Annotated in this window: 30 protein-coding genes; 16 read left to right on the forward strand and 14 right to left on the reverse strand. The window is 68.4% G+C overall.

The annotated features are described in order from the left end of the window. Positions 1 to 165 precede the first annotated feature (165 nt). The 7 genes from ACFW2Y_RS00580 to ACFW2Y_RS00610 all read left to right on the forward strand — a co-directional run bounded on the left by ACFW2Y_RS00580 (position 166) and on the right by ACFW2Y_RS00610 (position 8,875). Entirely contained in the window at positions 166 to 1,293 is a 1,128-nt protein-coding gene (locus tag ACFW2Y_RS00580) for a ParB/RepB/Spo0J family partition protein (RefSeq protein WP_384871366.1), read from the forward strand. An 830-nt stretch (positions 1,294 to 2,123) separates the two neighbouring features. Next, entirely contained in the window at positions 2,124 to 2,531 is a 408-nt protein-coding gene (locus ACFW2Y_RS00585) for a hypothetical protein (protein WP_384871369.1), read from the forward strand. Positions 2,532 to 2,679: 148 nt separating this feature from the next. After that, entirely contained in the window at positions 2,680 to 4,029 is a 1,350-nt protein-coding gene (locus tag ACFW2Y_RS00590; RefSeq protein ID WP_384871371.1) for a hypothetical protein, read from the forward strand. Beyond that, positions 4,026 to 4,937, forward strand: a complete 912-nt coding sequence (locus ACFW2Y_RS00595; RefSeq protein ID WP_384871374.1) for a ParB N-terminal domain-containing protein — start codon at positions 4,026 to 4,028, stop codon at positions 4,935 to 4,937. Before ACFW2Y_RS00590 ends, ACFW2Y_RS00595 begins: the two co-directional genes overlap by 4 nt. A 36-nt stretch (positions 4,938 to 4,973) precedes the next feature. Beyond that, the gene (locus ACFW2Y_RS00600; protein ID WP_384871377.1) at positions 4,974 to 5,516 is read left to right on the forward strand and encodes a hypothetical protein; all 543 of its coding nucleotides are present in this window, start codon (positions 4,974 to 4,976) and stop codon (positions 5,514 to 5,516) included. Next, on the forward strand, positions 5,513 to 7,006 hold the full coding sequence (locus ACFW2Y_RS00605; RefSeq protein ID WP_384871379.1) for a terminase large subunit domain-containing protein: 1,494 nt from the start codon (positions 5,513 to 5,515) through the stop codon (positions 7,004 to 7,006). Before ACFW2Y_RS00600 ends, ACFW2Y_RS00605 begins: the two co-directional genes overlap by 4 nt. Positions 7,007 to 7,066: 60 nt before the next feature. Continuing rightward, entirely contained in the window at positions 7,067 to 8,875 is a 1,809-nt protein-coding gene (locus tag ACFW2Y_RS00610) for a hypothetical protein (protein ID WP_384871381.1), read from the forward strand. Here the strand turns inward: ACFW2Y_RS00610 and ACFW2Y_RS00615 are convergent. Further along, on the reverse strand, positions 8,869 to 9,321 hold the full coding sequence (locus tag ACFW2Y_RS00615; RefSeq protein WP_384871384.1) for a hypothetical protein: 453 nt from the start codon (positions 9,319 to 9,321) through the stop codon (positions 8,869 to 8,871). The two genes, ACFW2Y_RS00610 and ACFW2Y_RS00615, sit on opposite strands and share 7 nt — an antisense overlap. Positions 9,322 to 9,370: 49 nt before the next feature. Here ACFW2Y_RS00615 and ACFW2Y_RS00620 point away from each other — a divergent pair, with 49 nt between their 5' ends. From ACFW2Y_RS00620 to ACFW2Y_RS00645, 6 genes are all read left to right on the forward strand, one after another. After that, positions 9,371 to 10,114: a hypothetical protein gene (locus tag ACFW2Y_RS00620; RefSeq protein WP_384871387.1), complete on the forward strand. Its 744-nt coding sequence runs from the start codon at positions 9,371 to 9,373 to the stop codon at positions 10,112 to 10,114. A gap of 124 nt (positions 10,115 to 10,238) precedes the next feature. Then, positions 10,239 to 10,661: a head decoration protein gene (locus tag ACFW2Y_RS00625; RefSeq protein WP_384871389.1), complete on the forward strand. Its 423-nt coding sequence runs from the start codon at positions 10,239 to 10,241 to the stop codon at positions 10,659 to 10,661. A 13-nt stretch (positions 10,662 to 10,674) separates the two neighbouring features. Continuing rightward, positions 10,675 to 11,724 (forward strand): major capsid protein, encoded by a 1,050-nt coding sequence (locus ACFW2Y_RS00630; protein ID WP_384871392.1) that lies wholly within the window; start codon positions 10,675 to 10,677, stop codon positions 11,722 to 11,724. Between the two features lie 100 nt (positions 11,725 to 11,824). Continuing rightward, positions 11,825 to 11,974: a hypothetical protein gene (locus ACFW2Y_RS00635; RefSeq protein ID WP_384871394.1), complete on the forward strand. Its 150-nt coding sequence runs from the start codon at positions 11,825 to 11,827 to the stop codon at positions 11,972 to 11,974. A gap of 63 nt (positions 11,975 to 12,037) precedes the next feature. Then, positions 12,038 to 12,367 carry a hypothetical protein gene (locus ACFW2Y_RS00640; protein ID WP_384871397.1) on the forward strand — a complete coding sequence of 110 codons (330 nt, stop codon included), beginning with the start codon at positions 12,038 to 12,040 and terminating at the stop codon, positions 12,365 to 12,367. Positions 12,368 to 12,376: 9 nt separating this feature from the next. Beyond that, positions 12,377 to 13,183, forward strand: coding sequence for a phage minor capsid protein (locus tag ACFW2Y_RS00645; RefSeq protein WP_384871399.1), 807 nt, complete (start codon positions 12,377 to 12,379; stop codon positions 13,181 to 13,183). An 18-nt stretch (positions 13,184 to 13,201) separates the two neighbouring features. On the opposite strand, the gene ACFW2Y_RS00650 is transcribed toward ACFW2Y_RS00645, so the two are convergent. From ACFW2Y_RS00650 to ACFW2Y_RS00685, 8 genes are all read right to left on the reverse strand, one after another. Beyond that, positions 13,202 to 15,094 (reverse strand): ATP-binding cassette domain-containing protein, encoded by a 1,893-nt coding sequence (locus ACFW2Y_RS00650; RefSeq protein WP_384871402.1) that lies wholly within the window; start codon positions 15,092 to 15,094, stop codon positions 13,202 to 13,204. Positions 15,095 to 15,276: 182 nt separating this feature from the next. Next, entirely contained in the window at positions 15,277 to 15,693 is a 417-nt protein-coding gene (locus ACFW2Y_RS00655; protein WP_384871405.1) for a lasso peptide biosynthesis B2 protein, read from the reverse strand. After that, a complete protein-coding gene (locus tag ACFW2Y_RS00660) occupies positions 15,690 to 15,980 on the reverse strand; it encodes a PqqD family protein (protein ID WP_384871408.1) in 291 nt (96 codons plus the stop codon). The genes ACFW2Y_RS00655 and ACFW2Y_RS00660 overlap by 4 nt, the downstream gene beginning before the upstream one ends. Next, positions 15,974 to 17,713: an asparagine synthase-related protein gene (locus ACFW2Y_RS00665; protein ID WP_384871410.1), complete on the reverse strand. Its 1,740-nt coding sequence runs from the start codon at positions 17,711 to 17,713 to the stop codon at positions 15,974 to 15,976. Before ACFW2Y_RS00665 ends, ACFW2Y_RS00660 begins: the two co-directional genes overlap by 7 nt. An 88-nt stretch (positions 17,714 to 17,801) precedes the next feature. Further along, complete coding sequence (locus ACFW2Y_RS00670) at positions 17,802 to 17,936, reverse strand: hypothetical protein (protein WP_384871413.1); 135 nt, start codon at positions 17,934 to 17,936, stop codon at positions 17,802 to 17,804. A 199-nt stretch (positions 17,937 to 18,135) separates the two neighbouring features. Next, complete coding sequence (locus ACFW2Y_RS00675) at positions 18,136 to 18,270, reverse strand: hypothetical protein (protein WP_384871415.1); 135 nt, start codon at positions 18,268 to 18,270, stop codon at positions 18,136 to 18,138. 118 nt (positions 18,271 to 18,388) lie between these two features. After that, positions 18,389 to 19,585, reverse strand: coding sequence for a M20 family metallopeptidase (locus tag ACFW2Y_RS00680; RefSeq protein WP_384871418.1), 1,197 nt, complete (start codon positions 19,583 to 19,585; stop codon positions 18,389 to 18,391). A gap of 17 nt (positions 19,586 to 19,602) precedes the next feature. Next, positions 19,603 to 20,364, reverse strand: a complete 762-nt coding sequence (locus ACFW2Y_RS00685; RefSeq protein WP_384871421.1) for an XRE family transcriptional regulator — start codon at positions 20,362 to 20,364, stop codon at positions 19,603 to 19,605. Positions 20,365 to 20,608: 244 nt separating this feature from the next. Between ACFW2Y_RS00685 and ACFW2Y_RS00690 the strand changes: the two genes are divergently transcribed. Next, entirely contained in the window at positions 20,609 to 20,890 is a 282-nt protein-coding gene (locus ACFW2Y_RS00690; protein ID WP_384871424.1) for a hypothetical protein, read from the forward strand. 453 nt (positions 20,891 to 21,343) lie between these two features. Here the strand turns inward: ACFW2Y_RS00690 and ACFW2Y_RS00695 are convergent, their stop codons facing one another. The 4 genes from ACFW2Y_RS00695 to ACFW2Y_RS00710 all read right to left on the reverse strand — a co-directional run bounded on the left by ACFW2Y_RS00695 (position 21,344) and on the right by ACFW2Y_RS00710 (position 23,310). Continuing rightward, the gene (locus ACFW2Y_RS00695) at positions 21,344 to 21,805 is read right to left on the reverse strand and encodes a DUF6082 family protein (RefSeq protein ID WP_384871426.1); all 462 of its coding nucleotides are present in this window, start codon (positions 21,803 to 21,805) and stop codon (positions 21,344 to 21,346) included. 149 nt (positions 21,806 to 21,954) lie between these two features. Continuing rightward, the gene (locus tag ACFW2Y_RS00700) at positions 21,955 to 22,551 is read right to left on the reverse strand and encodes a class I SAM-dependent methyltransferase (protein WP_384871428.1); all 597 of its coding nucleotides are present in this window, start codon (positions 22,549 to 22,551) and stop codon (positions 21,955 to 21,957) included. Next, positions 22,548 to 22,742 (reverse strand): hypothetical protein, encoded by a 195-nt coding sequence (locus tag ACFW2Y_RS00705; protein ID WP_384871431.1) that lies wholly within the window; start codon positions 22,740 to 22,742, stop codon positions 22,548 to 22,550. Before ACFW2Y_RS00705 ends, ACFW2Y_RS00700 begins: the two co-directional genes overlap by 4 nt. 136 nt (positions 22,743 to 22,878) lie before the next feature. Continuing rightward, positions 22,879 to 23,310 (reverse strand): hypothetical protein, encoded by a 432-nt coding sequence (locus ACFW2Y_RS00710; RefSeq protein ID WP_384871434.1) that lies wholly within the window; start codon positions 23,308 to 23,310, stop codon positions 22,879 to 22,881. A 419-nt stretch (positions 23,311 to 23,729) separates the two neighbouring features. On the opposite strand from ACFW2Y_RS00710, the gene ACFW2Y_RS00715 reads away from it, so the two are divergent. Both ACFW2Y_RS00715 and ACFW2Y_RS00720 read left to right on the forward strand, forming a co-directional pair. Further along, positions 23,730 to 24,563: a DUF5753 domain-containing protein gene (locus ACFW2Y_RS00715; RefSeq protein WP_384871436.1), complete on the forward strand. Its 834-nt coding sequence runs from the start codon at positions 23,730 to 23,732 to the stop codon at positions 24,561 to 24,563. A 3-nt stretch (positions 24,564 to 24,566) separates the two neighbouring features. Beyond that, positions 24,567 to 24,788, forward strand: coding sequence for a DUF397 domain-containing protein (locus tag ACFW2Y_RS00720; RefSeq protein ID WP_384871438.1), 222 nt, complete (start codon positions 24,567 to 24,569; stop codon positions 24,786 to 24,788). Between the two features lie 181 nt (positions 24,789 to 24,969). On the opposite strand, the gene ACFW2Y_RS00725 is transcribed toward ACFW2Y_RS00720, so the two are convergent. Beyond that, positions 24,970 to 25,626 (reverse strand): hypothetical protein, encoded by a 657-nt coding sequence (locus ACFW2Y_RS00725; protein ID WP_384871441.1) that lies wholly within the window; start codon positions 25,624 to 25,626, stop codon positions 24,970 to 24,972. Positions 25,627 to 25,872 lie beyond the last annotated feature (246 nt).

Genomic DNA, 25,872 nt, shown 5'->3' on the forward strand with positions numbered 1-25,872 from the left:
GCGCCCCTCTTTATGTGGACACGAAATAAAAGAGTGTCGAATTCTCTTTTTGAATTCTTCCCTATTTCCTATTGCCCTCAAGATTGAATGCCTATAGGTTCTAATTAGTTCGACCGCATCAAACCGGATTCACCGGAACGGCGAACAAAGTGAAAGGAAGAAGAAATGACCGAGATCGAGAACCAGACCCCGGCCTCCTTCCCCAACGTCCGTATCGAGGAGATCGCGCCCAACCCGAAGCAGCCCCGTCGCTTTTTCGATGAGGAGGCGCTGCAGGAGCTGGCTACCTCTATTCAGGCGAACGGGCTGCTCCAGCCGATTGTTGTCCGCCCTTACGACTTCGAGGGCGAGGGTGAGGCGCGCTTCATGATCATCGCCGGTGAGCGGCGCTGGAGGGCCTGCCAGATGGCCGGCATCGCCACGGTCGACGTCCGGGTTCTGGAGAACCTGAACGAGGTGGAGGCGTTCATCCTCTCCGTCGCGGAGAACGTGAACCGCGAGGATATGACGATCATGGAGGAGGCCGGCGCCTACGCCGACATGATGGCCCTCGGCTGGGACCCCAAGAAGATTGCAGCCCAGTGGGGCAAGACGGAGACGCACATCAAGTGGCGGATCGGGCTCCTCACCTTGCGCGATGAGGTCGCGGCCTGGGTCACGGAGGGCAAGATTAAGCCGAACCTGGCCTGGCACATCGCCCAGCTCTCCCCGGCCAACCAGATGGTCGCTGCCATGCGCTACCTCAAGGGCGACTTCGACAGTGAAGCGGACGCCGCCAACTTCGCCCAGGGGCTGCGAATGGCAGAGCAGCAAATCTCGATGATCACCGACGAGGAGCCCACCGTCGAGGAGAAGGAGAAGCGGGAGAAGGCGAAGAAGCAGGCCACTGACAAGCTTGGCAAGATTGAGGAAGGGCTGCTGCCGCTCCTCGATGAGCTGACCAAGGTCGCCAAGCCGGAGGAGCTGGCCGACATCCTCGGTACGGAGCTCGGCCGATACGTCCGCGTCATGGATCGGCTCCACAGCCAGGTGACGCTGGCCCGTCGGATGCTCCGCCAGGCCAACGGCATCGCCACGGCCAAGGAGGTCGCCTGGGCGGAGGCGGTCAAGACCACTCAGGCGCCGGCGAAGAGTGAGGAGCCGGCCAAGGCCGACAACCTGGAGGAGCCGGAGACCCAGCCCGAGGCGGCCCCGGAGAAGAAGGCCCCCGCCAGGAAGGCCCCCGCCAAGAAGGTGGCCCCCCGTAAGCCGGCCGCGCCCCGCACCCGGGCCGCGGCGAAGCAGGACGCCTGACATGAGGCCGGGCGGGTCCGGAAGGAGGCCGGACCCGCCCGGCGGCCAATCTACAGCGAGCACATCGCCCACCAGGGCGGTGTGCTCGCTGTGCTGTGCGGTGACACGGGCAGCCTTTTGTAGTCCCTTGGACCTGTTGGGTCCCGCAGGTGGGTGCGTACGGGGCGATTTCGGGCGGCGAATCCATTCCCCCTCGGGCCTGCCTATCGGGTGCGTACGCCCCCGCCGGTGTCCGCTAGCCAGGGATCGCTCCCTCATCTCCTCGGCTCGCTACCCCCTCGCCCAACTGTGAAATTCAAGAGAATTAAATAGGAAATCAATGGGGCGATTAAAGAGGTAAAATATTGCTTTATGGAGTGCCGTCCAATAGGTTTAAAGAGAAGCAAGCAAAACACCCCAATCGGGGTGGGCTCTTTATTAACTCAACAGGGGGTTCGTATGGGCGAGCAGACGGCACGACAGCTGACCGAGTTCTTTTCGGCGCGCCAGCTCCTCGACACGCTGCAGGCACTCTTGGACGGTCTGGGATCTCCCTCCGCCGACCTGGACGTGGAGATAGCACTGCCTCGGCACATGCCGGCGTAGTCGACCGATGTCACACCGGTCGTCGTTAAGGGATCGGCGGGCAGGATCTGGATCACCGCGTACGACGTGGACGGCGAACTGCCGGCCTCGGTGTATGAGGACATGGGTGTCAGCCGCGAGCGCATCGCCGAACTCGAAGACATCGAGGCCGGCGGCTAACCCAAAGCAAAAGCGCCCGCTGCCGCAACGGCAGCGGGCGCGCCCCCCGTTGGGGATCACAACTACACCAGAGAGGACAGCAGCACGTGCTGACCCTGTTCACGAACCGGTTCCCGGACGTCCAGATAGCCCAAGGGGTGCCGGTCCGCATCACCCGTGGCCACCCTCGCTACAAGCTCGCCTACCAGCTCCAGTACCAGGTGCCGGAGCTTGCTCCGGCCGCTGCCTACTTCAACGAGCCCGAGCCGCTCTTCACCGCGGCCTACCGCGCCGACCTCGACAAGCTTGGCGCTCCCCGGATCGCCGACCTCCTCAATGCCGTCGCCACGGCCGCCGGCGATCACCGCCTGGTCCTGCTGTGCTTCGAGGACTTGTCGAAGCCCGGACTCTGGTGTCACCGGCGGGTGTTCGCCGACTGGTGGCAGGAACGCACCGGCGACGCTGTGCGGGAACTGGGACCGCGACTGACCCACGAGCAGATCCCGCTGATGTGACCTCCTGGCGGCCCGGCCGACATACCGACCGGGCCGCCACCCAACACCTGTGCGGCGGGGCACCCCCAAGGGCGCCCCGCCGCACAGTCGTGTCCAGGGCCTGCGCTGATAGCCTCCACATGGCGCGGGGAACGCCTTGAGGGGAACCATGTTCCAGGGCACGATCCCTCAGCCCATGCGCGCCATAGTCCACGAGACCGCCCGAGAGTGGCCCGCCAGCGCCCCGGTCTACGTCCCGTGCTGCGGCAATTTCACCATCGAACGGTCGATCGCGGACCTCGGCTTCGAGCTCCACTCCTCCGACGTGTCGATCTACACCAGTGCGATCGGCCGGTGGCTGACCCGGCAGCCCGTCGGGATCCAGCTCCGCCCCGAGTCCGAAGACGAGCTCGGCTGGCTCGCCGACTCCCTGGATGATGCGGTCGGCACGGTCGCGACCATGATGCTGGGCACCCGGTTCCTGCCCGCCCTGGGCCGCGAAACCCTGTACCACCAGCGGGTCGTCTCCTCGCATCGCGCACAGTGGGAGCGGATGCACGCCGAGACAGTGGAGAAGCTGTCGGCCACGGACCTCCAACTCGCCTCGTACGACGCCGAGGACGTCCGCTCGTGGCTCACGCGGGTCCCCGAGGCTGCCCCCGTGTGCTCCTTCCCTCCCTTCTACGGAGGCGGCTACGAAAAGCTGTACGCCCCCCTAGAAGCCCACTTCACTTGGGATGCGCCGACCTACTCCCCCCTGACGGACGCCGACGTGGTGAGCGTCCTCGGAGCTATCACCGAGCGTCCGTACTGGCTCACCGCGTCCAACCACCACGTCCCCGAGCTGGAGTCCCACCTGCGCGGCGTGATCAAGGCGACGCCCCGGGCCGCGCCGTTCTACGTCTACGCCTCGAAGGCGCGCACTCGGATCGTCGCCCCCCGCCAGCCGCTCCAGCCGGTCGCTGCTCCTCGCCTACGTCAGGGAGAGGAGATCACCGGCCCGCTCACCCTCTCCCTCCTGACGGCCGCCCAGTTCAACGCGCTGCGCTCCCGCTACCTCAACCCGAAGATCGCGCCCGGCTCGGCGCACCTGTCCGTCGCGGTCCGTGCCGGCGGCCGGATCGTCGGAGTCTTCGCCATGTCGCCGTCCTCGTACACCCCCGACGAGGCGTACCTGCTGTCCGACTTCGCGGTGGCTCCGACGGACTACCCCCGCCTGTCGAAGCTGGTCGTTCTCGCGGCAACGAGCACCGAGGCCCAACTGCTCTGCCAGCGCGCCTTCTCCAAGCGGATCCGGGCTGTGGCCACGACCGCGTTCACCCAGAAGCCCGTGTCGATGAAGTACCGCGGACTGCTCAAGCTCACCAAGCGCGGCCCCTCCAACGAGTCCGGCTACGCCTACCAGCTCCAGTACCAGGGGCCGATGGGCGGGCACACCCTCGCCGAAGCCTTCGACACCTGGACCACCAAGTGGGGCACCCCCAAGACCACCCCGGCCGCCGCGAAGGAGAAGAAGTGACCGAGCAACTGACCCCGCCCGCCTACGTAGAGGGCGATCCCCGAGACCTCACCCTCCTCGACCTCAACGCCCGCTTTCTGCCGCATGAGCAGTTCAAGCAGCTCGTGGAGAACATCCGGCAGGACGGGTGCCTCACCTCGACGCCGCTGGTCTGGAACGACGCCGACTCCGGACGGCGCATCGTGCTGTCCGGCAACCACCGCACGATGGCCGCGATCGAGGCCGGCCTGACCCGCATCGGCTGGCTGGAGATAACCGACCCGCTGCCACGGCAGCGGCAGATCGCGCTCCAGCTCTCCCACAACGCCATCGCGGGCCAGGACGATCCTGCGATCCTCAAGGAGCTGTACGAGGAGCTGGAATCCGTCGAGTGGCGGCAGTACACGGGCCTGGACGACAAGGCCCTGGAGCTACTGGAGAAGGTCGACGTCGGCGGCCTTGGTGAGGCGAACCTCGACTTCGCCACCGTCACGATCGTCTTCCTGCCCGACGAGCTGGAGCGAGCCGAAGCCGCCCTGGACGAGGCGAAGAAGACGGGCACCGCCGACGCCCGCTGGGGCTTGGCCCTCACCCAGTACGAAGGTGTCCTGGACGCGCTGGAGACCACTCGCGCCGCCTACAAGATCGGCAACGCAGCCACGGCGTTCGGGGTCATCCTCGACACCTTCGAGCGGCACCTGACGGAACTCTCCGAAGGCTGGTACGACCCGCAGGCCCGCTCCGCGTCCCGAGACGGCACGGCCCCGATCGAGACCGTGTTTGGCCTCCGCGAGATACCGACCGCCACCGCAGCCGCCGTCCGTACGGCGATCGCCGACCTGGTCCGCGCCGGCGACGTTCCCGAGGACGAACCATGGCGGGCCCTGGACGTGTGGGCCGGTACGGCAGGCGGAGACGACGAGGAGTAACCCGACAGGAAGGAGCGCAGGGCAAGGAGCCGGACGGTGGCAGGAAGCGACAACGACCCGTGGGACCGCCAGACCGACGAGTCGCCGGTGGCGTTCGCGGGGTTCGCGGCGTACCGGGACATGGGCCCCGCCCGGAGTATCACGCGAGTGGCACGGGAGTTGAACAAGTCCCGGGCCCTGATCGCCCGCTGGTCCTCCGCCCACGCCTGGGTCCTGCGCGCCCAGGCGTGGGACCGCGAGCAGGACCGCGTGTTCCTCGCCGAGCAGGCCGACGCCCGCCGCGCCGCCGCCCGCCGTCACGTGAAGATCAGCCAGGCGTTCCTCGGCAAGGTCGTCGCCCGCCTCCAGTCCCTCGACCCCCGCGAGCTGTCCCCTGACCAGCTCCTGCGGTACTTCCAGGTCGCCGCCGAGATCGAACGGAAGGTCCTCTCTCCCGACGGCACGACGCTTCCCGACGCCGTCGACGACAACGTCCTACAGGCCGGCGAGATGAGCGACGAGGAGCGCCACGCCCGCATGGAGCAGTTGCGTCGCGAACTGGAGCGTCGCATCGGTGAGACGCCGGAGGAGGAGGCGTGACGCGCAGAGGATGGGCGCGCCGACGCGGCATCGAGGCCCTGCCCGACCCGCGGGCCATGAGTGAGCGGCAGCTCCAGCAGGAAGTCGCCGCTCTGATCCAGGCCGACGAAGTCTCCCGCCGCCGCTGGGCGTGCGACCGGCAGGGCTGCAACGGCCTGCCGCACGCCGGCTGGTTCCACAACCACGCCCGTGCCGCCCAGCGGACTCCGCTCGGGCTGTGGACGGCGTGGCTGCTGCTCACCGGCCGAGGCTGGGGCAAGACGCGCACAGCGGCGGAGTCGGTGCGGGAGTGGGCTGCCACCCCGAATCAGCAGATCGCGGTGATCGCGAAGAACGCGACGCTCGTGCGCGACATCTGCTTCCTGTCGCCGAAGTCCGGTCTGCTGAGCGTGATCCCGCCCGAGGACATCCTCCGCTTCAACAGCTCCCTCGGTGACACGACGCTGTGGTTGAAGAACGGCACGATGATCCGCGGGTTCGGCGCCGAAACCCCTGACAACCTGCGCGGCTGGGCCTTCGATAAGGGCTGGTGCGACGAGTACGCGGCCTGGTCGCGGCACACGGCGCAGGAGGTCTACGACATGCTCTGGTTCTGCCTGCGCGAGGCCGACAACCCGCAGGTCATCCTTTCGACCACCCCGAAGCCGCTCCCGCACGTGAAAAAGCTCGTGGAGCGCGGCCGGGCCCAGGAGAAACGTCACCGCGAAGGCGGGCCGCCGCCGCGCGTGCTCCTGACCCGCGGGCACATGTCCGACAACGACGCGAACCTGTCGATGGCCGCTCGTGAAGAACTGGAGGAGGAGTACGCAGGCACCCGCCTCGGCCGCCAAGAGCTGTCCGGCGAGCTGCTGGAAGACGTGGAAGGCGCCCTGTGGGCAGGCTGGATGCTCGAAGTCGAAGGGTTTCGCCTCCCGCGCGAGCACGTGCCGCACCTCGACCGCATCGTCATCGGAGTGGACCCGGCGACCAAAAGCCACGAGAACGCCGACCTGACCGGGTTCACCGTCGCCGGACGCGGCACCCCGTATGTGTCGACGTACGGAGACAACCGGCCCCGCGGGTACGTCCTGCACGCCGAGGAGAAGCGCCTCACCCCGACGGCCGCGATGCGCCGGGCTGCCGCGCTGTACCACGAGCACAAGGCGGACTGCGTGGTCATCGAGGCGAACAACGGTGGCGAGTACCTGCCGGCGCTCCTGGAGCAGGTTGACCCCCGGGTGCCGTGGCGGATCGTCCACGCCACCCGAGGCAAGCGGGCCCGGGCCGCGCCGGCAGCCCAGCTCTACGAGCAGGCCCGCATCCACCACGTCGGCCCGCCGCGGGGCTTCGCCGAACTGGAGGAGCAGATGCTGACGTTCGTTGGCCTCGGCGAGACGGAGGACTCGCCCGACCTTCTTGATTCGGCGGTATGGGCGCTGTGGGACCTATTCCTCGACATGCCCGGCCGCGTCGGCCCGAGCAACGATCAACGCCTGGAAGGGCGCCGCTGACCCCGCCAGGGTGCGTAGGCTGCTCGGTACGGGCGCGGGGCTCGGACGCCTGGAGGCGCTGTGGGTCTGCGCGAGTTGTTCATCGACGCGTGGAGCTGGCTCAACTACAAGGAGACGACGTCCGACCCAGGACGCGTGTTCCCCGAGCTGGCGAGGCAGTGGATCCCGGACGACGACCTGCGCCGGCTGACCGCGTACAAGATGCTTGTTGCCTACGACCAGAACCAGGCCGGGCAGCTGGCCGCCGCGTACGGTGACGAAGACGGACTCGAACGTCGCGAGCTCGGCGACCCGGCGCGGCTCATCGACGCGGCGGTGAGCTACCTCCTCGGCTCGGACCAGAAGGTCGTGGTCCCGGGCGCGGAGCACGCCGACGAGGAGACCCCAGTCGAAGGCGCGCAGGCGGCGGCCGAGCTGCAGGAGCGGCTTCGAGCGTGGGCGAAGAAGGAACAGCTCCTGCTGCGTATCCAGCAGGCGGAGCGGTGCGCAGTCCGCTGCGGCGACGCCGTGTACGCGCTGTCGTGGGCGCCCGAGAAGAACCGCGTCCTGCTGCGTACGTACGACCCGGGCTGGTACTTCCCGGAGTGGGACGAGGGCGAGCAGGACATTGCCGAGTACCCGACGCGGGTGCACTTCGCATGGGGGCTTCCCGCTGACCCGGCCAAGGGCCTGAAAGAGCGGGTACGTCGGATCACCTACGAACTGGGGCAGATCCGGCCGGCCACCCGCTCCGGTGCCGACATCGACGGGCAGCCGGCGCGGGAGACGGTCCTCGCGGAGGACGGCACACCGGTGCTGACGGCGGGCGACACCCTCGACGTCGAGACCGGGCAGATCACCCGCGTCTATCCGTGGGCTGCCGGGCCGTCGCCGTTGACGTGCTACCTGACGGACGCCGAGTGGGTACTCGACGACCTCAAGGGAGGTCAGGACGTCTACACCCTGCCCGAGAGCAAGGCCAGGTACCGGACACGGTCCGACGGCCAGATCCTCGACCGCCTGGACCTCCAGGTGGACTTCCTGCCCGTGGTCCACATTCCGAACTTGATCCCGGACGTGGGAGAGCACTGGGGCAAGAGCACCCTGGCACTGGTCCTCCAGGCCCTGGATGAACTGGCCGCGACGGATACGGACTCGGCGTCGGCGTCGGATACGACCGGTAGTCCGATCATCGCGCTCGCTGGTGCACGGTTGCCCATCGACCGGAGCACCGGCCAGCCGCTGCCGGTGAAGGTGAAGGCGGGCTCCGTGTGGGAGCTGAACGAGTCCGGCCGGATGGACACGCTCGACACCTCGCCTCAGCTGGCGGAGCTGCGCTCCCGCATCGACCACCTCCAGGACCGGATCGCGGCGAACAGCCGGCTCACCGCTGCCGGGCTTGGCCTGCTCGACCCCACCGAAGTGCCGTCCGGATACGCGCTCCAGCTCGCGCTGAGCCCGCTGGACTCCCTCGTCGGCGCGATGCGGCTTGCGCGCGCCGACAAGTACGAGATCCTGCTGCGCATGGTGCAGCGCCTCCACCAGGCCGGACACGCATGGCCTGCGGGGGAGTGCCTGCCTGCGGAACTGTCGTGGGGCCCGCCTACCCCGACCGACCGGACCGCAGTTCTCACCGACGTGGTGACCGGCGTGACCAAGGGCGTGATCAGCCTGGAGACCGGCGTACGGATGCTGCAGGACGCGGGCTACCCGATCGAAGACGCGGCCGAGGAGATCCAGCGCATTCAGAAGAGGGCCTTCGAGCAGGCCGCGCGCCTTGCGGATGCCACCGGCGACAACGCTGCCGTGCGCGAGTACCTGGGCCTGCCGAAGCCGAACCCAGGTGTGCCGCCGGTGCCGCTACTGCCGCCGAAGCCGGCCGATCAGTGAGGTGCGTCCAAAGCCCGGCAGAACTCGTCGTACACGGTGCGCAGATCGCTGGCGATCCGTTCGTAGTCCTCGTCCGAGACCAGGACGATGTCGGCCAGATCCTCGGGCGTGCGCACCTTGCCGAAGTGCATCACGTGCGCACTGGCTGTGTTCCAGTCCCCGATCAGCCGATCGGCGACGTCACCAGTCGGTTTCTGCCAGTCGGACACGAGGGCGCGGGCGTCGGTGTTACCAGGGTGGGTAGTGAACTTCACCAGGTACTCCACGAGGAGCCGCACGTTCACCCAGAACGACTCGATGCACGCGACGCGCAGCACACCGGGCATGTCCTTGCCGTCGGTGAGGTAGTCGCGGCAGCCTTCAACCTGGTCCATCGCCATGTCCACGAAGGCCCGGGTTCGGGCGTCCGGCGGGTAGTTTCCGTTCCACCATGCAGTGTCAGTCATGGCCCGCACCCTAGGTTGCGGGCACAGGACCTCATGAGCGATTTCCGAAGTGGCTAGACTGGATCACGGCGCGGGGGCGCTGCTGCTGGAGGACACCACCATGGCCCGTCCGCTGCCCGACCCCCTGATGCCCCTCGGACACCGGCGTGACGGACGTCCGATCTTCCCGATCCTGGGTGCTGCGCCCACCGATCCGTCTGCGCAACCCGGCAGCGAACCGAACCCGTCCGGTACCGGCACGGGGGTGGTGGTCGATCAGGACACACTCGCGCGGCTGCTGGCCCGGGAGAAGGACCAGGGCGGCCGGACAGCCGTGAAGAAGCTCCTCGGAGAGCTCGGCTTCGAGAAGCCCGACGAGCTGGCCACGTTCGTGACGGCGCAGCGCGAGGCACAGCAGGCGCAGCTGACCGAGATCGAGCGCCGTGAGCAGGCCGCCGCCGATGCGACGAAGGCGGCCGAGACCCGCGAACGCGCCGCCGCCGCCCGAGAGCGAGCGGCCGTCCGCAGGGGCGCGTTGGTTGCCCTCGGCGCGAGCGGCGACAACCTCGCTGACGCCGAACTGCTGCTCACCGTCGCGGACGACGCCGACGAGCAGACCGTGGCGGACGCGGCGGCAGCACTGGCACAGCGCCGCCCGGAGCTGTTTGGGCAGCCGGGGCAGATCACCCCGCCGCCGGCGCCCGGAGGTTCTCCTGCCGGCGGGCCGCCGCTGCGCGGCAGCGGCCAGCCCAAGGCAGGATCCGGAGGCCTTGAGATGGCGCGCCGACGCGGCCACCTCAAGGCCGCCGAGTAGCTGTAACCGTTCGCGAGACTTCCCACCGGCGGGACAAGGCCGGACCAGGGACCACGCCCTTCTCCTTCGTGGACGACGTCGCCACCTGGTGAGCGTGTGCCCAACCACGTTCACCAGGAGCAGGATGTCTATCCAGCCGATCTCCCGGTCGAGTACGTACACCGCGAACCGTGACTGGCTCGCGTCGCTGCACGGCACCGACCAGACCGAGACGATCACGCTCGACCTGTCGAAGTTCACCGCGGGCACCCACTACGTGGCGTCCACCGATCCCGTGCAGCCCTACAGCCGGTTCCTGTCCGGCGTCCCTGTAGGCCGGATCACCGCGACCGGCTTGTACGGGCTGTGGGACAAGGCGAACGCCGACGGCACGCAGGAGCTCGCCGGGTTCGTCTTCGCCGAGGCGTACTTCGCGCCCGGTCAGACCCGGGTGCCGGCCGCGCTGCTGTGGCACGGCGTCGTCCACGCGGCGAAGGTCACTGGCGGCCCGCTCGTCCCGGCCGACGTGACGCTCTCGCCCACCTCCGCTCAGATCCGCTTCGTGTAAGGAGGCACCCCCCATGACGATCCAGGACCTCTTGAAGGACGTGTCGGTCAAGGACCTCACCACCTTCGCGCGGGCGATCCCGACGCCTGCGGACTTCCTGCTGCAGACGACCGTGTTCCCCTCTCTCAGCGTCAACGAGGTGAAGTGGCGGATCCGTGACAACGGGCGGTACGTCAACAGCGCGAAGTACCGGGCCTACGATGCCTCGGTGCCGATCGCGTCCCGCGAGGCGTGGTCGAACGTCCGCGAAGGCGCCCTCATCGAGATGGGCCAGAAGCTCATTGTCGGTGAGCAGGAACAGCTACTCCTTGACGCCGAGCGGGGCGCCGACCAGGACCGGCTGGTCGAGCTGCTGTACGACGATGTCGAGCGGCACGTGGAGTCCGTCCACTCCCGGCTGGAGCTGGCCGCCGCCGATGTTCTGCTGGACGGCAAGCTGTCCATCAACGAGAACAGGCTGATCACCGAGGCCGATTACGGGATGCCGGCCGGAAACCGGGTCACGGCGGCCGTGCCGTGGACGGACGCCCAGAACGCGGACCCGATCGCGGACGAGCTGGGCTGGCTGCAGTACCTCGACGACCTCGGCGTTCCCGAGCCCGAGTTCGTCCTCACGTCGAAGAAGGCATACGCGACACTGGCGAACAACCACGCGTATCGGGCAGCGTTCTACCAGTCGGTGAGCCCGTCGACCACGCCGACAGCGACCCTGAATCCGGCGCAGGTGCAGTCGGTGCGTGCCACGTATGGCCTGCCGCCGGTGCGTTTCTACAAGGCACAGGTCCGTGTCGATGGGGTCGCCCAGAAGGTGCTCCCGGACGACAAGTGGATCTACGTGCCACCGAATCGAGAGCGGTGGGCACAGATTCAGTGGGGCCGGACGTGGGACTCTCTGAACCTGACGCGCGGCACCAATCCCGAGATTCTCCGGGAGGACGCGTCGGGCCTGATCGTCACCAGGGGCATCCAGACCGATCCGGGCCAGATCTGGACCAAGGTCGCCGCCGCGGCGATGCCGGTCATGCACACGCCTGACGCTCACCTTGTTGCGAGCGTGATCTGACATGGGGCGGCTGGCGAGCACAGTGCACGTGTACGACCCGGAACGGCGAGAGCGGGTGATCCTCCTGCCAGGTGACGAGCCGAGTTCGGCGGTGGCGCGGATGATCACAGCGCCGAAGGCATGGGAGGACGGGGCGCTCCCGGAGATTCCGGACGATGAGCCCGAGCCCGAGGTCGAGGTCGAACCGGACCCCGCGGTGACGGAGAAGCCGGCGGCTCCGCCCCGGACCAGCCGCAAGGCCCAGGAGTAACGAGCGGGGCGCGGCGCCCACGAGGGGAGGCGCCGCGCCCTTCACCATGCAAGGAGGAGACTGGTGGACGAGGCGGTACGGACGTGGCTGCTCGCGCAGCTCGGGCCCGAGACGGACATGACAGACCTGGAGGCCCGGTACACCCGTCTCGGGACGGCGCGCGCCGTGGCCCTGGAGGTGTTGGCGGAGCGGCGAGCCGGGCTGCTCGCCGAGCCGCTGCGCCTCACCGTCGACGGCGTGATGACGGTCGACAACTCGGGCAACCTCACCGGGCTGGAACGGCAGATCACCTCGGTGAGCGGTGCCGTAGCCCCCGACGAGACCACGACCAGCGAGGAAGGGCCGCCGGTCGTGGTCGTCGCGTCGCTGCGTCCGGCCCGGCGCCGCTGGTAGGGGAGGACGATGACCTACGAGTGGCCGCCGCTGACCCCGGGCGACCCGGACGAGGTGGCTCGCCGTGTCGCCGTCGTTCTGCAGGACGCCTGGCAGAGGCTCGCCGACGCGCAGGAGAAGGTACTGACCTCGATCACGGTCCGCTGGAGGCTTCCGTACGTCCTGCAGACCCTGGAGGAGTTCAAGGAGTCGATCGCCGAATTCGCGACCCGGGCGGACGAGGAGGCCCGCGCGTTCGTACAGCGGCAGCTCCCGCACCTGTACGAGCAGGGCGCGCGGGCCGCCGCCGTGGACCCGGGCCGGCCGTTCGGGTGGACGGTGATGCACACCGAGGCGCTGCAGTCGCTCGCCGCCGACAGCTACGACGACTTCCTGCGCCGCTCCCAGGAAGCGGAGCGGATGGCCAACCAGTGGTACCGGGCAGTGCGCGCCGTGGCCCGGCGAGAGGTTCCCCTGCTGGCAGCCGGGAACCGTACCGCGGTGCAGAGCGCGCGGGAGCTCGCGAAGCGGCTGGAGGGCCAGGGGGTGAATCACGTCGTCTACCGCAACGGGGCACGGGTGCCTGTGCGGACGTGGGCGGAGGCGGCGGCGCTGGCGAAGTCGGCGGTGGCGTACAACGCGGGGACGCTGAACAGGGCGCGCGAGGTCGGCGTGAGCCACGTCGAGGTCTTCGACAGCGTCGGGTGCGGGTGGACGCGGCACAACGATCCGGACGTGGCAGCCGGTTCGGTGAGAAGCGTGGAGGAGGCCGCGCAGTGGCCAATCTCCCACCCGAGGTGCAGGCGCTCGTTCGGGCCTCGTCCCGACGTGGCGTAGGGCTTCAGTCCAGCCCGTTCACTCTGCGCCTTCTTGAAGTTGCAGCATCTCGTGGAACGTGGAGTTGGCACCGCGCTGGGTGAGCTCGTGATAGGTGCCGGTCTCGATGATGCGTCCGCCCTCGATGACGATGATGCGGTCGGCGAGTCTGGCGTTGGCGAGGCGGTGGGTGATGAAGAGGGTGGCCCGGCCGGTGGCAAGGTTCTTGAGGCGGGTGAAGATGCGGTGCTCTGCCCGGGCATCGAGGGCGGCGGTGGGTTCGTCCATGACGAGGACGGGAGCGTCGCGGTGGAAGGCGCGGGCGATGGCGAGGCGCTGCCACTGCCCGCCGGAGAGGTCGTGCCCGCCCCACCAGGAGCGCGCGAGGGACGTGTCGAGGCCCTTGGGGAGCTGGGCGATGACTGCGTCGGCGCCAGATGCTTCGGCTGCAGCGTGGATGGCGGGGTCACCTTCTGGCCTGGGCTGGCCAAGGTGGATGTTGGCGCGGGCGTCGAGCGGCCAGCGGGTGTAGTCCTGCGGGACCAGCCCGAGGTGCCGGTACACGGTGGCCGGGTCGGCTTGGGCGAGGTCGATGCCGTCCCAGTGGACACTTCCGCTGGTCGGGAGGTACAGACCGGTCAGGAGCTTGGCCAGGGTGGTCTTCCCGGAGCCGTTCTCGCCGACGAGGGCGATGACCTCACCGCGCTTGAGGTCGAGGCTGATGTCGGAGAGCGCGGGCCGATCGGTTCCGGGGTAGATGAAGGTGGCGTCCTTGACGCTGATCACTTCGGGGCCGGTTTCCGGGATGCGGGCGGTGCCTCGGCGGGCCGTCCAGGGGCCGGCGACGGCGAGGAAGCGGTGCCAGTCTCCAACGGCGAGCGAGGTACGGAAGAGACCGGCCCCGGCGCGCACGGTGGTGGAGAGCGCGGCGGAGGCGGTGCGTAGGGCGAGGGCTGCGGCGCCGGCGGCGGCGAGTTCGATGCGGCCGGTGGAGACGAGCAGGATGAGCGCGGCCCACGCGGCGGCCGTACCGAGGGCGGTGAAGGCGTCGCCGATGCCGCGAACGGTGAGGGCCTTGCGGGTGGCGGTGAGCTGCTCGGCTTCCAGGCGGCCGGAGATGATGCGGTACTGGCTGGTGAGGAAGTCGGCCATGGTGCCGGCGCGGACCTCGTCGGCGGTGGTCTGTTCGGTGGTGTAGGAGCGGAAGACGTTGCGCAGCCGGGAGTCGCCGAGGTTGCGGTGGTGCGCGTCGTGTTCGATCCGTGCGGCGCGGACGGCGCCCCAGGCGCAGGGGGTGGCGGCGAGCAGGAGCAGGCCGAGGACGGCGGGGTGGAGGAGGGCGACGACGGCAGCCGCGGCGACGATCTGGGCGGCAGCGGAGGTGAGGAGCTGGGCGTCGAGGATCAGGTCGCGGGTCTTGTCGGCGCCGTCGGCAGCGGCCTGGCGGGCGTTTTCGAACTCGGGGTCCTCGTACGCGGCGAGTTCGGCCGCGGTGGAGGCGGCGATGACGCGGAGGTCGGCTTCCCGTACGACCTTCGGGGCCAGGCGGGCGGCGGCGGCCCGGGCGGCGGCGTCGAAGATGTATCGGCCGCACAGAGCGGCGCAGAGGACGGCCAGGGCCCCGGTGCGGTTCTGCAGCCCGGCAAGGATGTCGGCGTTGGTGAACAGGCCGGCCAGCACGCGGGTGGTCGCGGTGAGCGCGGCGGCGGTGAGCAGGGCGGCAGCGACCTGGCAGGCGGCCAGCGTCAGGACGGCGCGGTGGTCGGTGGCCCAGCCCAGTCGGATGGCTTCGCCGAGGGTCTTCGGCAGGCGGCGGGCGATGGCCCCGGTCGACATGGTCGCGTTGGCGTCCTGGTACCGGTCGGAGGCCATGCGCATGACGGGGGGCTGGCCGACGGCGGCCGGCGGCGCGATGGTGGCGGTAGAACTCACGGGCCTAGGAACGCGCGCCGTGACGTTGTGGGGCAACGGGATTGTCGGCTGTCTGTGTGCATCAGGGCCGGTCAGACAATCAGGCCGTCAACTTTGCGTTACGAGATTCACTCGATCGAGGAGCCGTGGCCCGGGAAGGCGGAGGCGTGTCTCCCGGGGCCACGGCCGTTCTCAGCGCGTCTCTACGGGACGGACAGGACGCGTGTGTAGGGCCGGTCCGCGCCGTCGCCGGCGTCGTGGCCGACGGGCCCCTCGGCAGTGTCGACCCAGGCATGCGCGGCGTCGGGCAGTCGACGCGCGCCGAGGGCCCAGGAGGCGCGGCGGCCGGTGAGGGCGGTGGCCAGGACGGTGGCGAGGCTGATCTCCATGCATGCGATCCGGCCCGTCCACCACGTGGGGGTGATGTGGCGCACGGCCGTGTCGAGGCGAATGACTCGCCCGCGGCTGGCGGCCGGCAGGCGGTGCAGGGTGCGGATGGCGGCGATGCGGTGTCTCAGCGGTAGGCGGCCGAGCGCGAGGGAAAGGGCGAGTCCCATGGTGGCGACGGCCCGCTCGGGCAGGGTGGGGGTGTCCAGTGGGGCGGGGACCATCTGGGTCATCGTCGCCACCACTTTCGCTGCGGCGCGTGGGTGGGGTCGATGAGGATTCCGTCCTGTTTCCACTGGTTCACGAGGTTGTTGATGCCCTGGCGGACGGCGTGCGGGTCGCGGCCGGTGGGGATCGCGAGTTCGTCGGCGAGGCCGTCGGCGGTGCCGTTGACCACGATCGCCTTCCAGATGCGGGAGACGTCCGGGCCGAGCATCGACCACGTTGCGGTGCGGACGTCGAGGAGGACGATGCCGTGCTCGTCGGTGGCGTGGTGGATGTGGCCGGCCGGGGTCAGCACGATGCCCCCGTGAAGGGGTGCGTGCCGGTGAGCCACCAGGAGACCGTCAGCATCTGGTGCATGTCTGCCGAGCCGATCGGGGTCCGCCCCTGCCCGAGGTGACCGAGGGTGCCGGCCACGGCCTCGTGGTCGAACAGGCCGGTCGTGATCAGAGGGCTGACGGTGAGGAGGTCGTCCAACTGGGTGCGGTGCTGCTGGAAGGCCACGATCCGCTGAGGGGTGAAGGATCCCTTGGAGCGGCGTCCGAGCAGCCAGTCGGGCAGATCGGGCAGGGCTGCGGCCAGCAGTGGCTTGAAGGTGTAGAGGCCGCGGCGGGCCGCAGGCGGTATAGCGAATGCGGCGCGCACCACGGTGTTGTCGAGGTACGGGTGGACGGGGCGAACGCCCAGAGCGTCGGCGTAGGGGGACCAGCCGCGCTCGGCGGCGCCGGTGAAACGGAGCGCGGTCCACTGGTCGAACTCGTCGGCCTTCTCCGGCTGGGAGGTGTCGGCGGCGGCCTGCCGGAGTAGTGCGGCCACCTGGGCGCGGCCGTCGGCGGTCAGCCAGGACGCAGCCGGGCCCAGACGGCACCAGGACCACCCCGCCATACCCGGCGTGGGCTGCGGCCGGTTCTTCTCCAGCTGTTCGACGGCCTTCTCCAGCACGCCGGTCCGGCCGAGCGCAGCGGTTTCCCGCAGGCCCTTCCAGAAAGGACCAGGGGCCATGTTCCGCATCCGGGCATAGGCGACGACCTGCCGGTGCGCGGCGCGGCGCTGCCCGTCTTGGAGAAGCCGGACCCAGACCGAGGAAGTCGCGTCCAAGACGACGTCGCCGCCGTGCCCGGTCAGGTGCAGCGGCAGGCCGGCCACCGGAGCGAGGTAGGTGCGATCCATCTCGAACAGGGCGGCACCCATGGCCGGTTCCAGGCCCGTCGGCTGGCCGACGGGGAAGGAGAAGGGCAGGTCCTCGTCGCTGCCGTGCGCGATGGTGTGCTCGACGTTGGTGTGCTCAGCGATCCGGGCGGCGAAGGACGCATCCTCGGCGCTGGTGTAGCCGTCGGTGTAGGTGACCGCGTGCACCTGACCGACACGGGAGGCAAGAACCACGGCCGCGGAGGAGTCGAGACCGCCCGACAGGTCCGCGCCCACCGTCCCGCCCGCAGCCTTCACCCGGTACTGAACCGCTTGGGCGAGAGCGGATCCGAACTGCGCGGCGCCGGACGGCAGGTCCTCGACCGGCCGGATCGCGGCAATATCGAGGAGCTGCGGAACCTGCCCGGCGCGCAGCAGCAGGCCGTAGCCGCCCGGCACCAGGCTGATCCCCTCGTAGGGGCTGCGGTCGGGCCAGTGGTCGCTTCCTGCGACGATCCGCGCGGCTGCCAGCGCCAGGTCGGCTACGAGCGGCGTCCCGAGACGACGCAGGTGGGTCGCCCATGTGCCGTCGGCGGTGTAGTAGACCGGCCGGAGCCCGGCCAGGTCCCCGCAGACGAACTGCTCGCGCTCGTTGCCAGCGACCACCCAGTACGAGCCCGGCCAGCCCGTCAGGTTCTCCCACCGTCCCGCCCGTACGGATGCAAGCGCGCCGTACAGCTCCTTCTCCTCCACCGGGCAGTCGCCGACGACCACCACGGCGGCGCCGCCTTCGACCGCGCTGCGCACGCGGCTCCCGGGGCCGGTGCGCGCGCTGTCGAAACCGGCGACGGTGAATCCGCTGTCCCCGGTCGCCGGACCGCCGGCGAGCCACTGCTTTCTCATGCCTCTCTGCCTCCTGCTCGTTTCCGGAAACGGGCCCGGGGGCCGCCGCAGTGCGACGACCCCCGGGTTCGTGTGACGCCGGGGCTGATCAGCCCTCGAAGTAGTTGTCCTTGTCGGAGTCGTTGAAGGTCTGGCGCCCGAGGGTGAGCTCGGCGACGTCGTGGGTGTTGATCTCGGCCGTGAAGTCGACGGCGGGGACGGTGGTCTGGGTCTGCTCGGCCATGGCCGGCCTCCTTGGTGTCGGTGGTGCCTTCTTGGGTGGTGCACATCTATGACACCGCTTTTGAACTCCCTTTCTTAGAGCGTGAGTTAGTGACTTCCTAGGGGAAAAGTAGGGGCGGCTGCGATCTGCCGACACCTGGACATGGGGCCGGGGGCCGCCGCAGTGCGACGGCCCCCGGACGGGCATGGCATCGGGCAGGTCAGCCCTCGAAGTAGTTGTCCTTGTCGTCGGAGCGACCCATGTAGGTACCGAGGGTGAGCTCGGCGACGGGGTGGGTGTTGACCTCGGCCGTGAAGTCGACGGCGGGGACGGTGGTCTGGGTCTGCTCGGTCATGGCTGGCCTCCTTGGTGTCGGTGGTGCCTTCTTGGGTGGTGCACATCTATGACACCGAGCGCGAGCCGCCATCAGTAGAGCCGAAGGTGGTGACTTTCTGGGGGAAAAGTGGGGGCAATCAATGTGCGCCCAGCAGATCCACTACAGCCCTCTGATGCACGGCATACACCTGAGGGAGTTCAGCCAAAGACGCACGCTCGTCGATGCCGTGCAGACCCTCGTAGGGGATGCCGAAACCTGCCGTGGCGGGGATGCCGTGCCCTGCGAGGAGGTTGCCAATGTTCGAGGGGCCCGCGGTCTTCGCCCGGACATCGAGCCCTGCTGACCGGGCCGCGGACAGCAGGGCGGCGGCCGGCTGCTCGTCTTCCTCCAGCCGGAACGCCGGCCAGGACGCCACCTCGGCGACCTCCGTCGGCACGGGGGCGGGGAGCTCGGCGTCGAGCTCGGCCACCGCCTTGCGCACAAGGGTTTCGGCGTCGTGCGCGTCGAAGGCGGGGGTGGTGCGGACATCGACGTTGATGTCGACCCGGTCGGGGGTCACGGAGAAGCCCTCGCCCCCGTGGAAGGCAGTGACAGTGAGCTTCGGTCCAAGCGGAAACCCCGAGGCGCTGTCAGCACCGGGCAGATCGGCCGCGTCGAGCAGGCCCACCAAGCGTGCGGCACGGGTGATGGCGCCGATGACGGTGCGGCTGGAGCCGGAGTGCCCGGACGGCGCGTGTACGGCGATCGTGGCGCGCCACAGGCCGCGGCCACCGACCACGACCTCGTCCATGCCGGGGTAACCGATGATCACTCCGGCCGGCCGGGCGGCAAGAGGGTCGGCGAGGTAGGCACGGGCGCCGCCGAAGTTGCCGGTGTGCTCGTCCACGTCCAAAAGCACGGCGAGGCCACCAGCGAAGGCACGCGGGCGGGCGGCGAGATCGGCGGCGATGTGGCAGTACATCGCGGCAGCAAGCTTGGAGTCGGCCGCGCCCCGTCCCAGCAACCAGCCGTCCCGGACCGCGCCGGAATCCGGGGCGAAGGACCAGCGGGTCAGGTCCCCGTACGAGGCGGTGTCCACACAGGCGTCAAGCGTCCACCACGGCCCCGGCCGGTCACCGGTGACCTCGGCCAGGAGCCCGACCAGGGCGCCCGCACCGTCGTGCAGGCGCCGGTGCGGCACCGCGCGGCCGGTCAACCACTGCTCCAGGACATCAAGAACGGGGACGTAGTCGTCGATCCCGCCACGGCTCGGCCGGCGGACCAACTCCTGCGCAAGCCCCACCACCGACCGCATCGTCTCGTCCTGCCCGACCTCCCGAGGGCCACCGATCATGCCCTTCCACCAACTTCCTATCTGCGGCGCACGGGCAGTTCCCGCACGTCCCGTATCGTGCCCAGCAGTCGCGCCGCCGCGCACGCTTCTCGCCCGTGATGGACAAGACCAGCCGCCGCCTCGCCCTCAAGGACGATGCCGCAGTCGAAGCCGTCCGCACTGTGTAGGGACGGCAGCGGCACCACGGCCTGCTTCTCCGACGCCACGAAGAACCTCTCCAGCGTCTCCCCGCGCTCGACAAACCCGATGCTCAGCGTCCGGACCCCGTTGCGGCGCTCGGCCGGATCCCTCAACTCCATCAGCCGCACCAGGTGCTCGGCCAGCTCCGGGTGCCGCGGCGGACCGTAGAGCACACGGGTATGCACCAGATCCGGGTTCTGTGCAACGGCCGTCTCGATCGCCCCCAGGTACGCTTTCTCGCGACTCCGGCTGCCGGTCACCACCAGGTGCTCACGAGCGTCAGACACCACTGTGATCATCGCCTCCACCAGATCGGACCACCGCGTCACGAGCGTGCCCTGTACCTGATTCAGGGCCTGCGCGACACCGCTGCGCCCGTCCTGGTGAGCGAACAGCACCTCGCTCGGCTTCCCGTACAACTCGACCAGACCACGCCGGTTCCGCAGCCCTGTTCGCCGCCGCCCAGACTCCCATGCACTGAGCTGACTGGTGTCGCTTGTTCCGCCTGTAATCGCATTCAGCTCCGCGACCACCTCCTCAAGCGTGAGGTTTTTCTCCAGCCGCGCCCGCTTGAGCGCCGATCCCGTCGGCGTGCTCATCGAGACCGCCTCCTCCCGACTCCACCGTGCTTCCAGATGGTCCAGATCGCTGTGCCGGTCGTACAGGTGGTGCAAGGGGCGGGACGGAGCACATGCTCACCACAGCCCGCCCCTGGTCCTACTCAGACCCTCCGTTTGTGGGCAGAACGTAGTAGCCAGGTCCGTGTGGGTTCTCCCGGAAGGCCACTAGCCTGTCCCTGATGATCATGCGGAGAGCCCGGGGTATCACCTCCGGAGCCAAGCCATGCTGGTGGGCGAGGATCGCGGTTGGGAGTGGCGTGCCCGCCTTGTGCCGGCCGCTCTCGATACCGGATCGAACGGCCCGGTCGAAGGCAACGTCGTTGGGGTGCTGCTCGTGCGGACCCAGGCGACGTCGTTGGCCGCACCGCAATCTTGCCGGGCTGTAGACCTCTCCCATCTGGTCCAACTGCGCCATCGCCGAAGACACGTACCGCTGGTCTTGACCGAGCTGCTCGGCCAGTTCTCGGACGCTTGGCAAGGCCGCACCGATGGGGTGCTGCCGTAAGAGGGCACGCAGACTGTGCAGAAGAACCGCGCGCCGTTTAGCGAAGGAGACACCAACCCTTCCTACCTCGTTCTCAGGACTGTCGGCGTACACCATCGGGGTACCTGCGCTGTTGGAGTCTGGGAGTCTCTTGGGCTGCACCGATATGGCTGTGATGGACATGCTTCCTGCCAAGGGGCCTGGGGTTGTCGTGGAGAAAGGCCGGCTGCTCTTCCCTCGTGTCCGCTGGAGAGAGGGTGGCTCGACCGGACGGAGGTGATGTTCGCCTGGGCTGCGTTTCGTGGTGGACGCGGTGTGTCGTTCCGAAGGCAGGTTGAGGCGGAGTCTGGACGGTCAGGAGTTCGTCTTGCACTGGCCACCCCTTGGCCAGAAGGCAGCCTCGGCGTCGGCCAAGAGGCCGTGGATCAAGCCGTGTGAGCGCCGGCGCCCTTGGCGGCTACGGGGCGGTGCTCTCTAGGAATTGATGATGGCCGCGGCGTGCTCGCGGTCGAAGACCGAGATGAACTTCTGGCTGGCCCAGTCTCCGCACTCTTCAGACCGGAAGGCACGGGTCTTGCTCCAGAAGTCTTGGACGGCGGGCCGCTCCATGAGGCTGCGGGCTTGTACGTACAGCTTCTTCGAACTAATCAATCCCAGCTCGAAGTTGAGGTGGGTGAGGCTGACCTGGCTGTTGACTCTCACCATCTTGCCGAGCTCTTCTGGGGTGATGCCTTCCTTGGCCCAGAGCTGCCAGTGCTCGGGATCGGCTGCGATGGCCGCAAGCAGTCGCTGATGGAGAGCAGCGGTGCCGAGTCGGAGCTGTTGACGGTGCTGCTTCTTGCTGAGGTTGATTTCCTCCCGGTGCCGACGTTCGGCGCGCCAGATGCCGACGACAGCCGTGGCGGCGGCGATAAGAATGGTGTTGGAGGTCTTCATGGGCTGCCTTTCGGGAAAGTGGGATCGGGCCCGGAAGCTCCTGAGGTGAGAGGTAGCACCCGGTAGAGGGAGGCGGTGTCGTGCCTGGCTCGCAGCCCCGTCTTGGGTATCGGAGCAGGCACGAAAGCAGGGAGCGAGTTCGGGGCAGTTCAGCCGTGTGGGCCGCGCAGGACCACGGCCGTGACCATGCCGTTGGGGGCAAGGTCGTAGCGGTCGCAGGAGGCCCAGCCCATGGCGAGTTCCTGCACTGCGGCCTCGGGTAGGGCGTGGGTCTTCGAGCCGGCGGGCAGCTTCTCGGCGACGGCCGTCGTCACGTGCAGCACCCCGGTTCTGCTCAGCCACCGACGGACGTCGGTGAGGAACCTGGGCGCGTCCAGGAACTGGAGTACGTGGCGGCAGGTCACGATGTCGACGCTGCCCGGTACGAGACGCGGCGGAATCGGGTCGATATTGAAGTCGTGGAGCTCGAACTTCGCAGTGGAGTGCCCAGCGTGGTGCCGATGCGCGCGCTCGATCGCGGTCGCGGAGGAGTCGTAGCCGGTGACACGCAGCCCGAACTTGGCCATCCGGCAGGCGAGCATCCCCAACCCCGTACCGACGTCGACCGCGACCTGACCGGAAGCGGCCTCAGTGCGGTCGCGGAAGTAGAACAGCTCGCGTTCACCGATTGGCTGGGGAATCGCCCCCTGCCGGTGGGCGAGGTCCCAGTCGGGCAGAGCCCGGGCGAAGGAGGGGACAAGGATCATGAACAGCCCCTCTGCTCATGAGCATCGTTGGTGGGGGTGATGGTGACGCGGTGCAGCCGGGCCGGTTCGAAGCGGCGCTCGACGGTGTCCCCGAGCGCGGCGTCGAACAGGTTCACTGCCAGGGGCTCGGCGGGTTCAGGGACGATCGCGGCCAAGGCGCGGCCGGGGGTGCGCATGTCCAGCGCGCTCATCGTGCACTCCTCAGAGGCTTGTTCCGTACAGGGCGAGCGTGATCACGAGCGCGCTGACGAGGACGACGTAGAGGATCTGGCCGAGGATCTGGCGCCACCCCACACCGCGGTCATCGAGCCAGCGGGCTGGGCTCCTTCAAGTCGACGGCTCCGGTACAAGGAGCGAGGTGAAGCAGCGGTGCTTGTGGACGCCATAGAGCGCGGTCTCGTAGTACGCCTCGTCCACGCTGATGTGCCGGTACGTCGGGGCCAGCACGCCTCGGGCGAAGCCGCCGGCCAAGGCCTTCATCAGCTCGTTCCACGCCGCACTCTGGGTGGGAACGATTTCTCCTGAGTCATCGTGGATCGTGCACCGCACGGCCCACTTCCGGCCGGCTGCCTTGGCGCGCAGCTGCTGGAAGTGTGGCTCCGGGTCTTCGCCCGGCAGGGTTTTTACGTACAGGACCACCCGGCTTCCCGCACCCCCACCGGTGGTGTCGCTGTTCAGGGAGCGGCGTAACCGCTCCAGCCGCTTTCGGGCCGGACTGGCCGCCTCTACGAGCGTGGTGGTGCTCTGGTGAATCTTCATGATCGACCTCGGCTGGTCGGGACTGGGTAACGGCTGCTGTTCCAGGACCTGGGCGGCGGCCATGGCCGCACGGCCGCAGCGAAGTGACTGACACAGTCACGATTTGCGACTGGGCCGGTTGCTTTCCGTAGCGGAACTACCGTCCTCCATGCGACAGTTGCTTTGCAACCCCCAAGTGAAAACTCCACTTGAAATGGCATATGCCGTTGGGTATGTCATGGGCTTTGCAAGGAGGACGTGAGGTGCAAAACTCGGGGCCGATGTCCCGATCCGGCGAACAGTCCCCCGAAAGTGCCGAACTGTCACCTAAATTGGCAGGACCGTCACTCGCATCAGCCGGACTGTAGGCAGGATCCGGCGAACTTGATGAGACAGGAGGACAGCACGTGGCGGCGCCTACTGGGCCGACAGTTCGGCGAATGCAGCTCGGCAAGCAGCTCACCCAGGTCCGTAAGCAGGCCGGCTTCTCCACACCGAAGGCGGCCGTGGAGGGCCTGGAGATCTCCGAGGCGCAGTACAGGCGCGTCGAGCTCGGCCAGTCCGCGTTCCGCAGGGCCGCGGACCTGATCACGGTCTTGGAGCACTTCGGTATCACCGACAAGGGTGACCTCAAGCACTTCACCGACCTGCACCGGGACGGCCAGACCCGAGGATGGTGGTCCTCCTACGCCCGGACCATGTCCTCCGGAATGAAGATCTACGTCGGCCTGGAAGACGGTGCGGAGGCGATAAGGGCCTGGCAGCCCAACGTGGTCCACGGGCTGCTTCAGACCAGGGGGTACGCCGAGGCGCTCTTCGCCACTCACAAGCCCGTCGATGAGATGACCACCGAGGAGGTCATCCGTGGCGTCGAGGTACGCATGGAGCGCCGCGAGATCCTGACGCGGGACAATCCGGTTGAGTTCCGAGTCGTACTCGATGAGGCTGCTCTCCGTCGCGAGGTCGGCGGTCCGGAGGTGATGCGCGAGCAGTACGAGGAGCTAGCCTCCCTCTCCACCCGCTCCAACGTGTTCATCCACATGATTCCGCTGGACAAGGCAACCTACCGTTGCCCGTCCGACTTCGCCGTCCTCGACTTCGATGAGGGACTTCCGACCATCGTGCAGATGGACATGCCGGATGGTGAGGTGCGGATGACCGACAAGGCGGACCAGATCCGTACGTACTCCCGCAGGTTCGATGCCCTGCGGGATGGCGCTCTCTCCACCGAAGAGACGTCAAAATTCCTGCACCAACTAGCCCGAGAGATCTGAGACATGGCCCTCACCTCCCTGGACCTCGCCCCCGCCGGCGACTGGTTCAAGTCGTCGTACAGCGGCGGCAACGGCAACAGCTGCGTCGAGGTCGCCGACCTCACCGAGCGCGGCACCATCGGCACCCGTGACTCGAAGCAGAGCAACGGCCCGGCCTTCGAGAGTTCGCCGACCGCCTGGTCCACCTTCGTGACCAGCGTGGCAGCGGGTGAACTTTCCGCCTGACGTGCATAGCCGAGCGGCCCGGTTTCCCCCACGCCGTATGAGGGGGAGGCCGGGCCGCTTCGTGTATCTGTACCCTCGGGCTGTGTGAGCCTACCTATCCCGATGGGCCTGCGTCAGTGCTCTCGTACGTGCATGTGACATGGCGGCATGGGCTGGGTGGGCGAGCAGGAATGTGTCGCCATCACTCGACGGGCTTCCACTCCCCGCAGCCCTCGCTGTTGAAGGAGTAGTCGCTGGCGCGGATCGTCACCTGGACACGGGCGGCGCCGGCAGTGAAGTAGTTGTCGATCGGGTTGCCGTTCCGGTCGGTGCGTTCCCAGTAGCAGTTCTCCACGTCGGTGGTGACGTAGGTACCGGGCTGCACGTCCTTACCGATGGTGAGGACGCCGGACCCGAAGATCTTGCCCTCTGCCAAGAGCCGGTTGTCCTTCTCGGCGCTGGCCAGCAGCGTTGTGATGCGACCCTTTTGCGGGTGGTCGGGGCACAGAAGGAGTGCGCCACGGACTTCGGCGATCTGCTCGGGCGAGCCGGCGTCCTCGAGGTAGCCGAAGCTGTCGGTCGCGTTCTGGGCGCACATCGAGTAGAGGGTGCCGAGCGGGCTGATGTCGCCATCGTCGCTCTCGCCGTATGCGGTTGTGAGGGCCTTCTGCTCCTTCGGGCTGAGTTCGTCCCCGGAAACGGTGCCTTCGCAGAGGTGGTACTTGCCGGACCATGCCTGGTCGGGGGTGCTGAATTCGGTGTCGATGCCCGTGCACTCGATCGACGCCGTGATGGGCATGGGCGTGTACTCGACCTCTGGAGCCGTCGTGATCAGCGGTGGCGGAGTCTCCGTGATCACCGGCGGAGGCGCGGTGTGCCCTGACTTCCCCTCCGACGAAGCGTTTGAGCACGCGGTCAGCGCCAACGCGGCCACGGCCGCCGCGGTGACAGTCCGTCTTCTCAAGGTCCCCCCAGACTGTTCAGGGCCCCGAGGAAAGGGCCCAGGTTGGTAGGAGCACGGTAACCCCGGATGCGGGAGTGCGTGGTGACGTGGAGCCGCCGTGCGTCAGGTCCTGTAGCGAAGATATTTCCGTCGCCCCAGGAA

The sequence above is a fragment of the Streptomyces sp. NPDC058877 genome, assembly GCF_042742855.1.
Taxonomy (GTDB): Bacteria; Actinomycetota; Actinomycetes; order Streptomycetales; family Streptomycetaceae; genus Streptomyces.